13 protein-coding genes are annotated in these 12,195 nt (G+C 66.3%); 4 read left to right on the forward strand and 9 right to left on the reverse strand.

All coding sequences use genetic code 11. The features are described 5' to 3' along the window. Window positions 1-93 precede the first annotated feature (93 nt). The 8 genes from ACIUM1_RS07775 to prfB are packed head-to-tail and all read right to left on the reverse strand — an operon-like array spanning window position 94 to window position 6,551. Entirely contained in the window at window positions 94-939 is an 846-nt protein-coding gene (locus ACIUM1_RS07775; RefSeq protein WP_406816624.1) for a maleylpyruvate isomerase family mycothiol-dependent enzyme, read from the reverse strand. Between the two features lie 54 nt (window positions 940-993). After that, complete coding sequence (locus tag ACIUM1_RS07780; protein ID WP_406816625.1) at window positions 994-1,779, reverse strand: EamA family transporter; 786 nt, start codon at window positions 1,777-1,779, stop codon at window positions 994-996. Between the two features lie 53 nt (window positions 1,780-1,832). Beyond that, complete coding sequence (gene smpB / locus ACIUM1_RS07785; protein WP_406816626.1) at window positions 1,833-2,342, reverse strand: SsrA-binding protein SmpB; 510 nt, start codon at window positions 2,340-2,342, stop codon at window positions 1,833-1,835. A gap of 2 nt (window positions 2,343-2,344) precedes the next feature. Next, window positions 2,345-3,238, reverse strand: a complete 894-nt coding sequence (ftsX, locus tag ACIUM1_RS07790) for a permease-like cell division protein FtsX (protein WP_085290205.1) — start codon at window positions 3,236-3,238, stop codon at window positions 2,345-2,347. Continuing rightward, window positions 3,239-3,928 carry a cell division ATP-binding protein FtsE gene (gene ftsE / locus ACIUM1_RS07795; protein WP_406816627.1) on the reverse strand — a complete coding sequence of 230 codons (690 nt, stop codon included), beginning with the start codon at window positions 3,926-3,928 and terminating at the stop codon, window positions 3,239-3,241. A 43-nt stretch (window positions 3,929-3,971) separates the two neighbouring features. Next, a complete protein-coding gene (locus ACIUM1_RS07800) occupies window positions 3,972-4,466 on the reverse strand; it encodes a hypothetical protein (RefSeq protein ID WP_406816628.1) in 495 nt (164 codons plus the stop codon). After that, window positions 4,463-5,416, reverse strand: coding sequence for a mechanosensitive ion channel family protein (locus tag ACIUM1_RS07805; RefSeq protein WP_406816629.1), 954 nt, complete (start codon window positions 5,414-5,416; stop codon window positions 4,463-4,465). The genes ACIUM1_RS07800 and ACIUM1_RS07805 overlap by 4 nt, the downstream gene beginning before the upstream one ends. A 22-nt stretch (window positions 5,417-5,438) precedes the next feature. After that, entirely contained in the window at window positions 5,439-6,551 is a 1,113-nt protein-coding gene (gene prfB / locus ACIUM1_RS07810; protein WP_406816630.1) for a peptide chain release factor 2, read from the reverse strand. A gap of 174 nt (window positions 6,552-6,725) precedes the next feature. On the opposite strand from prfB, the gene ACIUM1_RS07815 reads away from it, so the two are divergent. The 3 genes from ACIUM1_RS07815 to ACIUM1_RS07825 all read left to right on the forward strand — a co-directional run bounded on the left by ACIUM1_RS07815 (window position 6,726) and on the right by ACIUM1_RS07825 (window position 10,909). Beyond that, on the forward strand, window positions 6,726-8,087 hold the full coding sequence (locus ACIUM1_RS07815; protein WP_406816631.1) for an FAD-dependent oxidoreductase: 1,362 nt from the start codon (window positions 6,726-6,728) through the stop codon (window positions 8,085-8,087). 472 nt (window positions 8,088-8,559) lie between these two features. After that, on the forward strand, window positions 8,560-9,726 hold the full coding sequence (locus tag ACIUM1_RS07820; RefSeq protein ID WP_406816632.1) for a PPE family protein: 1,167 nt from the start codon (window positions 8,560-8,562) through the stop codon (window positions 9,724-9,726). 91 nt (window positions 9,727-9,817) lie between these two features. Further along, window positions 9,818-10,909 carry a PPE family protein gene (locus tag ACIUM1_RS07825; RefSeq protein ID WP_406816633.1) on the forward strand — a complete coding sequence of 364 codons (1,092 nt, stop codon included), beginning with the start codon at window positions 9,818-9,820 and terminating at the stop codon, window positions 10,907-10,909. Window positions 10,910-10,912: 3 nt separating this feature from the next. Here the strand turns inward: ACIUM1_RS07825 and ACIUM1_RS07830 are convergent, their stop codons facing one another. Continuing rightward, a complete protein-coding gene (locus ACIUM1_RS07830) occupies window positions 10,913-11,305 on the reverse strand; it encodes a hypothetical protein (RefSeq protein WP_406816634.1) in 393 nt (130 codons plus the stop codon). 86 nt (window positions 11,306-11,391) lie between these two features. Here ACIUM1_RS07830 and hisN point away from each other — a divergent pair, with 86 nt between their 5' ends. Next, window positions 11,392-12,174, forward strand: a complete 783-nt coding sequence (hisN, locus tag ACIUM1_RS07835; protein ID WP_406816635.1) for a histidinol-phosphatase — start codon at window positions 11,392-11,394, stop codon at window positions 12,172-12,174. Window positions 12,175-12,195: the final 21 nt, after the last annotated feature.

The following is a 12,195-nucleotide window of genomic DNA, read 5'->3' on the forward strand; positions in this document are numbered from 1 at the left end:
CCGAGTGTGAGATATGTCGCTCCAGGGGTCCACTGCGGTTGCTGATGGAGTTGAGCGAGTGCCAAATACGCAGCCAGATAACGAAATTGGAGATCAGATCACGAAGTTGAGGCGCTCGACGATGTGTGCCGCAACGTCGCGATCGCCGCTGAGCTCGATGTCCTGGGCGCGCGCCGGGCACATCGGCCGGCCGCCGGCGAGCCGGGTGAACTGCAGGCCGTCCAGCCGGATCGTCGAGGTCGGATCTTGGCCGGCGAAGTCGTCGACCACCGCGGCCCGGCCATCGACGCTGACGCGGATGGTGCGGGCCAACGGTCCGGTGAGGTCGAACTGGACGCGCGAACCCTCAGGCGCTTTGGCCAGCTTGCCCACGACGTAGCCCATCGTCGCGGCGATCTCGTCGACGGCCAGCGACGCTGCAGGCCCGGACAACTCGGCGTCGGACGGCGGCCGTTGCAGCGCCACGCGAATGTCTTCTTCGTGCATCCAGCAGTCGAACACGCGGATCCGCATGAACCCGCCATAGGAATCCGGGCCGGTGGGGGTCATCGTCACCGCGTCCCACTCCTCCGCGGACAACCTCGTCAGCGCTTCGCGGCGGTCGGTGGTGATCGCCCTGAAGCTTTCCAGCACGTCGGCGGCGGCGTGCGCGCTCAGGTGGCGAACCCAGCACTCGTTCATCACGCCGACGTCGTTGCGCACGTGCTGCAGCGTCGAGACGTCGATATCGGGCTGGGGTGCGGCGATGCCGGCCAGGAACGACTCGGTGCCGATCATGTGCGCCACCAGGGCTTTGACGTCCCAGCCCGGCAGCGGACTGGCCGCCCGCCACTGCGCTTCGGACAACCCGGCCAGCAGCGCGTCGATGTCGTCCCATACCGCGAAGAGACCGGAGAGTACGGCGGACTTGTCGAGTTTGGTGACGGGACGATCGGCCATGGTCAGGATCGTAGGCCGGTCAGCTTTCGCATCAACAGCAGGCGCCTCGGGCGCTCAGGCGGAGGCGATCATCGCCACGGATCCCATGGCGAGCACCATGCCGATCCCCTGCAGGCGGGTCACCCGCTCGCGCAGCACGACCATCGCCAGCACGACCGTCGCCGCCGGATAGAGCGAAATCAGGATGCTGGCCAACGACAGCAGCCAGGTGTGCAGCGCCGCCAGCATGGTGATGTTGGCGAAGATGTCCAGCACGGCGACGGTCACGGCCAGTTTCAGCGGCCGTCCGCGCGGCATCACCAGGTTCTGGCTGGTTCTGGCCATGCCGAACACCACCAGACTGGCCGCCACCCGCGCGAAGACCAGCGGCCAGAGTTTGCACACGTGCGGAGCCTGGTGCAAGAACACCAGGTTCAGCCCCATCGCCGAACCCGCAACCACTGTGAGCCAGGCCACCTTTGGCGTGAACCGATATGGCGTTCCCTCGACCGGGGCCTCACGGCTCACGAGCATCACGGCGCCCAGGGCCAACACCACGCCCACCAGGGCCGCCTGTCCGGGCCGCTCCCCCAACGCCATACCGACGGCGACGGGCACTGCGGCGTTGAGCACGGCCGCCAACGGCGAGACCACCGAAATCGGCCCGGAGCCAAGCGCCGCAAAGAACGCCCACATGCCGAAGGCCATACCGATGCCGTACAGGCAGCCCCATAGCACGGCACCGGCATGAATAGGGCCGCCGACGAACACGGCCATCACGCCCAGCAACAGCGTCTCGATGGGGTAGGCGACCAGCATCACGCGCAGCGCGGCCACTCGCCGCGCTGCAACGCCGCCCACGAAATCGCTGACACCGTAGGTAACGGCAGACAGCTGGGCGTAAGCCGCCCCGATCAGGTCATGCCCTTTGCTCGACGTCCCATTTCACGGACCACCTCGCGTTGTGCATCGCGTTGCGCCATGTCCTGGCGCTTGTCATAAGCCCTTTTGCCGCGCGCGAGGGCAAGTTCGACCTTGACCTTGCCCTCGGAGAAATACAGTGACAGCGGCATCAAGGCGAGGTTACCATCTCGTATCTTGCCGACCAGCCTGTCAATTTGTTGCCTATGTAACAACAACTTTCGGTTTCGACGCGGCTCATGGTTGGTCCAGCTACCGTGCTGGTACTCCGGAATGTACAAGTTACGCAACCAAACTTCGCCGTCGTCGATCGTTGCAAACGCGTCAGCTAACGATGCTTGGCCCTGCCGAAGGCTTTTGACTTCGGTGCCTTGTAAAGACACTCCGGCCTCGAACAACTCGATGATCGAATAGTTGTGCCGCGCTTTGCGATTGGTGGCGATGACTTGTCTGCCGCCACCTTTGCCGCCCGCCGCTTTGGCTCGGCCGGAACCCTTGGCCACAGCTACCGCCGTATATAGAGGCGCAAGGTCGCGTACCCCGTCACCGCCGCCATCGACACGCCGAGCAGGAACAGCCACGGCGAGATGTAGAGGATGTCGGCGTAGTCGACCTTGGCGATCAGGTGGGCTTGATAGAACTGGCTCAGCGCGTTGTCCAGGAACAATGCCCGAACCAACATGAGTCCGACGACGGCGATGGCCACACCGATGGCCGCGGCCAGCATCGCCTCCACCAAAAAGGGCAGCTGGGTATACCACCGGCTGGCACCCACCAGCCGCATGATCCCGATCTCGGTGCGCCTGGTGTAGGCCGCGACCTGCACCATGTTGGCAATCAACAGAATTGCCCCGACGGCCTGCACCAGCGCAACGGCGAACGCGGCATCACGCAAGCCGTCCAACACGGCGAACAGCCGGTCGATGAGGTCCTTCTCGTTGAGGATGCTGCGCACCCCGGGCTGGCCCTGCATCGCGGCATCGAACTCCGCGTGCTGTTCGGGGTTGTTCAACTTGACGATGAACGACGCGGGAAACGAGTCCTTGCCCGCCACGTCCTTGAACTCCGGGAACTTCTTGATGGCGTCGTTGTAGGCGTCCTGCCGGTTGACGAACCGCACCGATTTGACGTCTTGCCGTGCCTCGATCTTCTCGCGCAGCGCCTTACACGGCGCGGACGCGCACGTCGTGTCGTTGGCCGAGATGTCGTCGGTCAGGAACACCTGGGTCTCGACGCGGTCGAGGTAGATCTCTCGCGAGTTGTCGGCCAGCCGGACCACCAGCAGACCGCCGCCGAACAGGCCGATGGAGATGGCGGTGGTCAGGATCATCGCGGCCGTCATGGTGACGTTGCGGCGAAACCCGGTCAGTACCTCGTTGAGTAGGAAACCGAAGCGCACTTAGCGGTCCATCCCATAAACGCCGCGCTGCTCGTCGCGAACCAGCCTGCCCAGCGACAATTCGACGACGCGCTGGCGCATCGAGTCGACGATGTGGTGATCGTGCGTTGCCATCAGCACCGTCGTCCCCGTGCGGTTGATCCGCTCCAACAAATCCATGATGTCCTTACTGGTATCTGGGTCGAGGTTGCCCGTCGGCTCGTCAGCCAGCAGGACGAGCGGCCGGTTGACGAACGCGCGGGCGATCGCCACCCGCTGCTGCTCGCCACCGGACAACTCGTGCGGCAACCGATTGGCCTTGCCGGACAGGCCCACTGTTTCGAGCACGTCCGGCACCACCCGGTTGATCGCGTCGGGTCGTTTGCCGATCACTTCCAGCGCGAACGCGACGTTCTCGTAGACAGTCTTTTGCTGCAGCAGGCGGAAGTCCTGGAAAACGCAGCCGATGACCTGGCGCAGCTTCGGGACGTGACGACCGCGCAGCTTGTTGACGTGGAACTTCGATACCCGGACGTCGCCGCTGGTCGGGTTCTCCGCGCCGAGCAGCAGCCGCATGAAGGTGGACTTGCCCGACCCGGACGGGCCGATCAGGAAGACGAATTCACCCTTGTCGATCTTGACGTTGACGTCTTCCAACGCCGGGCGGGCCGACGCTTTGTACTTCTTACTGACATGGTCCAGGGTGATCATCACGGCACGCCAGTGTAGCGGTGAATTTCGCTGGCAGGCGAAGTCAACTGGACGGCGGCGGCGAAGTCGGAACGGGACCGGGCCCCGGCTGGGGTTGCTGCGGCGGTGGTGTGGCCGGGCTCGAGCTGGGCGGGCAGAACGGCGCCGGCAGGATGCAGGGCAGCTGCGGCAGCTGGAACGGCGGGGTGGTGGTCGTGGTCGTCGTCACCGGCGGGGGCGGTGGCGGGGGTGGCGGCGGCGGGGTGCTCGTCGGGGTCGGCGTATAGGTGACGGTCGCCGGCGGCGCCTGAACGCGGCTGCGCGGCACCCATGTGTAGTTGGGGTCAGGCACGAAGCCGGGCGGGACCACCTGCGGGGCCGGGGGCTTGGGCGCCGGTTCCGGGCGGTAGGTGTCGTAGACCCACCACGCCAGCATGAAAGCGATGATCAATACAAAGGTCGACGTGCGCATCCGCCCGCCGAACACGTGCTTGGGCCAGCGATGCTCCGCATCCGTGTCGTCGCCGCGCTTCTCGAGGATGTTCAGGGTGAACTTCAACGCTTCTGCACCGCACCTTGGACTTCATCGTCGGTTTGCTGTTCGGCGGCCTGGGCGGCCGGGACGGACGGGTCTTCCACCAGGCCCACCGTCGCGTCCGCCGCGGTGACGACTCCGACGCGGGCCAGCGCCCGGATGACCAGCACGCGCAACTGCCGGCCGACCTCGAACTGCTTTCCGGGCAGCGTCCGGGCCACCAGGCGCAGGGTGACGGTGTCGACCCCGATGCTTTCCACGCCCATCACGGTGGGTGGGTCCAGCAGCAACTCCCCGAGCAGCGGGTTGTCCATGGCCCGCTCGCATTCCTGATGCAAAACCTCGTAGACCCGGTTCAGGTCGGCGCTGGTCGACACGGGGATGTCCACCACCGCGCGCGCCCAGTCCTTCGACAGGTTGACCACCTTGACGATCTGACCGTTCGGAATGGTCAAGACTTCGCCATCCGCTGACCGCAGGCGGGTCACCCGCAAGGTCACGTTCTCCACCGTGCCGCTGGCATCCGTCGCGGACACGACGGTGATCGTCACCAGGTCCCCGAAGCCGTACTGGCGCTCCACCAAAATGAAGAAGCCGGCCAAGAGATCTCGTACCAGCTGTTGTGCGCCGAAACCCAGCGCGGCGCCGACCACGGTGGCCGGCGCCACCAACCCGCCCACCGAGAACTGCAGTACGGAAGATATCTGCAGGATGACCCAGATGCCGATGATGACGACCGAGACCCAGGAGATCACCGACGCCAGGGCCTGCCGGTGCTTGGTCGCTTCCGAGCGCACCAGCGCGTCGCTTTCGGCGAAGCCAAGGTTCAGCTGATGGGTCACCTGCTGCGCCACCCAGTTGACGAACCGGGCCGCCAGCACCGCCGCGATCAGGACCATGACGATCCGCAGACCCTTGGCGATGATCCACTCACCGAGTTCGCCCCGCCAGAAGTCGTGCCAGCGGTGCGTCATCGGTGCCGCGAGAAAACGTGTGTTATTCGTCATCTTTTCGGTTGCGCCAACGGATTCCCGCTTCCAGGAATCCGTCGATGTCTCCATCCAGGACGGCGGCAGGGTTGCCGACCTCGTACTCGGTCCGCAGGTCCTTGACCATCTGATACGGCTGCAGAACGTAGGAGCGCATCTGGTTGCCCCACGAACTGCCGCCCTCGCCTTTCAACGCGTCTAACTCAGCGCGTTCTTCGGAACGCTTGCGCTCCAACAACTTTGCCTGAAGCACCCGCATCGCCGAGATCTTGTTCTGCAACTGTGATTTTTCGTTCTGGCAAGTCACGACGATACCCGTTGGGATATGGGTTAAACGTACCGCAGAGTCGGTGGTGTTCACCGACTGACCTCCCGGGCCACTCGAGCGGTAAACGTCAACGCGCACATCGCCTTCCGGTATGTCGATGTGATCGGTGGTCTCGACCACCGGAAGCACCTCGACTTCAGCGAACGATGTCTGGCGCCGGCTCTGGTTGTCGAACGGGCTGATTCGCACCAGCCGGTGGGTGCCCTGCTCCACCGACAACGTGCCGTAGGCGAAGGGGGCGTGCACGGCGAACGTGGCGCTCTTGATGCCGGCCTCTTCGGCGTAGGACGTGTCGAACACCTCGACGGGATACTTGTGTTGCTCGGCCCACCGGATGTACATCCGCATCAGCATCTCGGCCCAGTCGGCGGCGTCCACCCCGCCCGCACCCGAACGAATGGTGACCAGCGCCTCGCGTTCGTCGTACTCGCCGGACAGCAAGGTGCGCACCTCGGTGGCTTCGATGTCCGCCCGCAGCGCCTTGAGCTCGGCGTCGGCCTCGGCCAGCGCGTCGGCGGCGCCTTCGCCCTCCTCCGCCGCCAGCTCGTAGAGCACCGGCAGATCGTCCAGGCGTCCGCGCAGCTCCTCGACACGGCGCAGCTCGCCCTGAGCGTGCGACAACTCGCTGGTCACCCGCTGGGCGCGCGCCTGGTCATCCCACAATTGGGGATCGGATGCCTCGTGTTCGAGCTTTTCGATGCGCGCGCGAAGACCGTCCACATCGAGCACCCGCTCCACCGTGGTCAGGGTGGCGTCGAGGGCGGCGATATCGGCTTGACGGTCGGGTTCCACAGCCGACAACGTTACCGGGACGCCCGAAGCGGCTTCCGCTGGCAGCGAGTGTCCAGGTCACGACCGATGGTCATGCGTTTAGCATCGAGTCACGATCATGAGCGCCCCGCTTTGCGCGCCGGCCTGTTTTGGGGAGCCCCCTGCGCGCATCCGGGCACGAATAGAAGGTCGAGAATGCGCCCTTACCACGTTGCAATCGTCGGTTCCGGTCCGTCGGGCTTCTTCGCCGCGTCCTCCTTATTGAAGGCCGCCGACGGGTCCGAAGACATCGAAATCGTCGTCGACATGCTGGAGATGCTGCCCACCCCGTGGGGGCTGGTGCGTTCCGGCGTCGCGCCCGATCACCCGAAGATCAAGTCGATCAGCAAACAGTTCGAGAAGACCGCTCAGGACCCGCGCTTCCGCTTCTTCGGCAACATCTCGGTCGGCGAACATGTGCAGGCAGACGAGCTCGCCGAGCGCTACGACGCCGTCATCTACGCGGTCGGGGCCCAATCCGATCGTGCGTTGAACATCCCCGGCGAGGACCTGCCCGGCAGCATCGCCGCCGTAGATTTCGTGGGGTGGTACAACGCCCACCCGAACTTCGAGGCGGCCACCCCCGACCTCTCCGGGGCCCGGGCCGTCGTCGTCGGCAACGGCAACGTCGCACTCGACGTGGCACGCATCCTGGTCACCGACCCCGACGTGCTGGGACTGACCGACATCGCCGACCACGCGCTGGAGTCGCTGCGGCCGTGCGGCGTCGACGAAGTGGTGGTCATCGGTCGGCGCGGCCCGCTGCAGACCGCGTTCACCACTCTGGAGCTTCGTGAGCTCGGGGACCTGGAAAACGTCGACGTGATCGTCGACCCCGCCCAGCTGGAGGGCATCAGCGACGAGGATGCGGCCGCGGTCGGCAAGACCGCGAAGCAGAACATCAACGTGCTGCGCGATTACGCGAAGCGCGACCCACGCCCGGGACATCGCCGCATCGTGTTGCGCTTCATGACCTCCCCGATCGAGATCAAGGGCGGCGACAGGGTGGAAGCAATCGTGCTCGGCCGCAACGAGCTGGTCACCGACGACAACGGGCGGGTAACCGCCGTCGACACCGGCGAGCGCGAGGAGCTACCGGTTCAGCTGGTGGTGCGCTCGGTCGGGTACCGCGGTGTGCCCACCCCCGGGCTGCCGTTCGACGAGAAGACCGCGACGATCCCCAACAGCGGCGGCCGGGTCGAGGGCAGCCGCAACGAATACGTAGTCGGTTGGATCAAGCGCGGACCGACCGGCGTCATCGGCACCAATAAGAAGGACTCCCAAGACACGGTCGACACGCTGCTCGCCGATTTGTCCGGTGCCGACGGTCTCGCGGATTTCCCGGACGACCACGCCGACCAGCTGGCCGACTGGTTGGCGTCACGCCAGCCCCAGCTGGTCACCTCGGCGCACTGGGACCTCATCGATGCCCACGAGCGAGCGGCCGGCGAACCGCACGGACGTCCACGCGTCAAGCTACCGAGTCTGGCCAAGTTGCTCCGGGTCAGCCACGGCTGAGCCCGCGCCGGAAACTCGGCGGACGGCTCGGCAGGTGCCTCAGGTCCGCACCGTCAATTGCCAAGCACCTCAGGTGCTTTCGTCGTTCAACAGGCGTAGACGGCGCGCCCGGCAAAGTGAACGTCAAGTGAACAAAAGGTTAACGGCAGCTGAATTCTGAGTGGTCAGTGCCGTGAAATAAGCAAAACCCCGCAGGCTACGGCCGCACCTGAGACTTTTAGAGTGCCCGAAACCCGAAGGTCTTTTGCAATGCCCTGCGCGCACGCACCGCCGACCCGATAAGCGCCGCTACTGCCCGCTGGGCAGTAGCGGTGTGATCGCGCCGGGCTGCCTCCCACCTGACGCGGGGTGAGCTTTGCCGGCCGGCAAGGCGAATCAGGGGCGGTCCACATTTCTCAGAACAACGCCGATGCGGCGAGCTCCGGCGCCGGTGGCGTTTGCCCGAACACCGCACTTTGAGGGGATATCACAGATGGATTGGGCGTTTCTTCCACCCGAAATCAATTCAACCCGGATGTACACCGGCCCGGGGCTGGCCTCGCTGCTGGCCGCCGCGGGAAGCTGGGACGCCGTATCGGCCGAGCTGGCCTCCACCGCCGAGTCTTACGAGTCGGTGCTCGCGGGTCTGGACCTGCAATGGCGCGGAGCCGCCGCCGAGTCGATGGCATACTCGGCCGCCCGCTACGTGGGCTGGCTGCAGGCGACCGCCGAGCAGACGAAGCAGACGGCCATGCAGGCGCGGACGGCCGCGGCAGCCTACGAGCAGGCGTATGCGATGACGGTGCCCCCACCGGTGATCGCCGCCAACCGCGCGCTGTTGGCATCGCTGGTGGCGACGAACATCGTGGGCCAGAACACCGCGGCCATCGCCGACACCGAGGCGCAGTACTCCGATTTTTGGGCTCAGGACGCCGCCGCCATGGCCGGCTACTCGGCGTCGTCGACGGCGGCGACGACACAGTTGCCCCGGTTTGCTGCGGCGAACAAATCCACCAATGAGTCCGGGGTGAGCGCCCAAAACGCCGCCGTGACCACCGCCAACACCAACGCCGGGGTGAATAAGGCTGCTACCCAGACGTTTTCACCGGTATCGATGCAGCAAACCGGACCTACCCCAGGCGACATCTACTACGTTGACGCATCGACGACGAGCTCGGGCAACGCCGCCTTCCGGGCCCTTGACGTCATTCAGGCGGGCCAGCTCGGTTTTGCCGCTCCCTACAACATGGAGCAGTTCGTATCCGGAGTCATCGGGGCGGAAAACAATTTGGGCATTCTGGCCAAGCCCGGAGCGGCAGCGGCCAACCTCGCTCCCGCGCTCGCGACGCCCGCACTGCGGGGTGCGACATCGGGCCTCGGTGCCGGCCTGGGGAACGTCACCGCGACCCTGTCGCACGCCGGCACCATCGGGCCGATGTCGGTGCCCGCGAGCTGGGCCGCACCCACGAGCACACATTTCTCGCCGCTGGAGCCCGCCGGCTTCACCACGCTGCCGGGCACCGAGGAGCCGATGGCAGCGGGATATCCCGGGTACCCGGGTATGCCCGGCGGAGGTGCCGCGAAGTCCGTCGGCGCGGGTGTGCCGCCCCGTTACGGGGTGCGGCTCACCGTGATGCCACGCCCGCCGGCCGCCGGGTGACGTGCCGCCACCCCGCCAACTGCGATCGGTCATAGGAGAAACCTTTCACCGCAAGCAGTTTCGCTTTACGCAGCTATCAGAGCTGTAAGACATGGAATTCGGCTTTCTTCCCCCAGAGGTGAACTCTGGCCGGATGTACGCAGGTCCCGGGTCGGGCTCGCTGCTGGCTGCCGCGGGAAGCTGGGACTCGCTGTCGGCCGAGCTGGGCATCACCGCCGCGGTGTACGAATCGGTGCTGTCCGGCCTGACGGGTGTGTACTGGCACGGACCCTCAGCCCAAGCGATGACGGCCAGCGCCGCCCCCTACGTGGCGTGGCTTTATACCACCGCCGAACGCGCACAGCAGGCGGCCATGCGGGCCCGGGCGGCCGCCGCGGCCTACGAGCTGGCGCATGCGATGACCGTGCCCCCACCGGCGGTCGCGGCCAACCGCACCCAATTGGCGACCTTGGTGGCAACGAACTTCTTCGGCCAGAACACCGCGGCCATCGCCGCCACCGAAGCTCAGTACGCCGAATACTGGGCGCAGGACGCCGCCGCGATGTACAGCTATTCCGCCAGTTCGGCTGCGGCAGTCCAGTTCTCACCGTTTACCTCGCCGCGCCAGAACACCACCACCGAGGGGGCGACGGCACAGCGCGACGCCGTCCTGCAAGCTACCGCCAACGCCACGGACTCGGGATCGCAGGTGGTGGTGGTGAACTCCTCGACTTCCAATTCGTCGTCGCAATTCTTTCGGATCCTGGACACCATCCAGGGCACCCAGGCGGTATTCAGGTCCATCTTCACTGCGGAAGGGACGCCTGCCGGAATCATCCAGGCGGACAAGACACTAGGGATTTTGCCGAACCTCGGGGCGGTACCGGCCGCGCTCCCCAAGGCGCCCGCGCTGAGCGGCACCGCGGCGGGCCTGGGCAACGTCAACGCGGTATTCGCGCGTGCCGGACGAGTCGGCCCGATGTCGGTACCCGCCGGTTGGGCGACTACCACCGGCAACCCTGTTACGCCATTACCGGCCGGCGGCTTGTCCGATCCGGCGCTGACGGAAGCGGTGGCCCGCAGCGGGTCCCCCGCACCCGGCGTCCCCGGGGTCCCCGGCGGAACGGCGCGGCGAGCAGCCCTGGTGGTGCCACGCTACGGCAGGCGGATCATGGTGATGGCGCGCCCGCCCGCGGCGGGTTGACGGTCAGCCCGCCGGCGGCGGCTCGGGCGGCGGTGCGGCGGGCGGCTCGGGCGGCGGTGCGGCGGGCGGCTCGGGCGGCGGTGCGGCGGGAGCGAATTTCCAGTTGTCCGGATTCTTCGGCGAATACACCACCGGGAACAGCTGGCCGATGGTCGGCCACTGATTCACGTCCACGGCCATGCGCTGATACACCGCGTGTTCGTTGACGGTGGGACCGTTGATCACACCGGCGATGGTGACGAACTGCTCGCCGGTGGCGTCGGGTCGCGGGCTTATTCCGGTGACCAGCAACGTGCCGCTCAGCAGCTCTCCGCGCGGGCCGCGCGGAACGAACCGCTGGACCAGAAATACCGCCAGTATGGCCGTCAGCAGGAGCAGCAGCCCGAATTCCCACACGAGGCCATGGTAGGACCGTGATAAGACTGCGTCATGAGCCGCACCGGTGACGATGCAGCGCGACGCGATGAAAAGGGGCGGCGCGCATGAGCCAGGACGACCTGACGCTGGCACTGGCGCTGGCCGACCGCGCGGACATATTGACTTCGGCCCGCTTCGGTGCGCTGGACCTGCGCGTCGACACCAAGCCCGACCTGACGCCGGTCACCGACGCCGATCGCGCGGTGGAAACCGAGCTGCGCGCGGTGCTCGGGCGCGAACGGCCGCACGACAGCATCGTCGGCGAAGAGTTCGGCGGCGACACCACCTTCACCGGCCGTCAGTGGATCATCGACCCGATCGATGGCACCAAGAACTTCGTCCGCGGGGTGCCGGTGTGGGCCACCCTGATCGCGCTGCTGCGAGACGGTGTCCCCGTCGTCGGCGCGGTGAGCGCCCCGGCATTGCAGCGCCGGTGGTGGGCCGCCCAAGGTCTTGGTGCTTTCGTCGCGGTCAACGGTGCGCCCGCGCGCCGGCTCTCGGTTTCCTCAGTCGCACAGTTGAATTCGGCCAGTCTCTCATTCTCCAGCCTGTCCGGGTGGGCGCAGCTGGGTGTGCGAGACCGATTCATCGCGCTGACCGACGCGGTGTGGCGGGTGCGCGCCTTCGGCGACTTTTTGTCCTATTGCCTGCTCGCCGAAGGGGCGGTCGACATCGCCGCCGAACCGGAAGTGTCGGTGTGGGATCTCGCGGCGCTCGACATCCTGGTGCGCGAAGCAGGCGGGGCGCTGACCGCCCTGGACGGCACCGCGGGACCGCATCACGGCAGCGCCGTGGCCACCAACGGCCTGCTGCAGCAGCAGGTGCTCGACAGCCTCACTGTGAATTAGTTAACAACTGTTCTCTCCGAT

It is taken from the genome of Mycobacterium sp. M23085, from assembly GCF_045343915.1.
Classification (GTDB): domain Bacteria; phylum Actinomycetota; class Actinomycetes; order Mycobacteriales; family Mycobacteriaceae; genus Mycobacterium.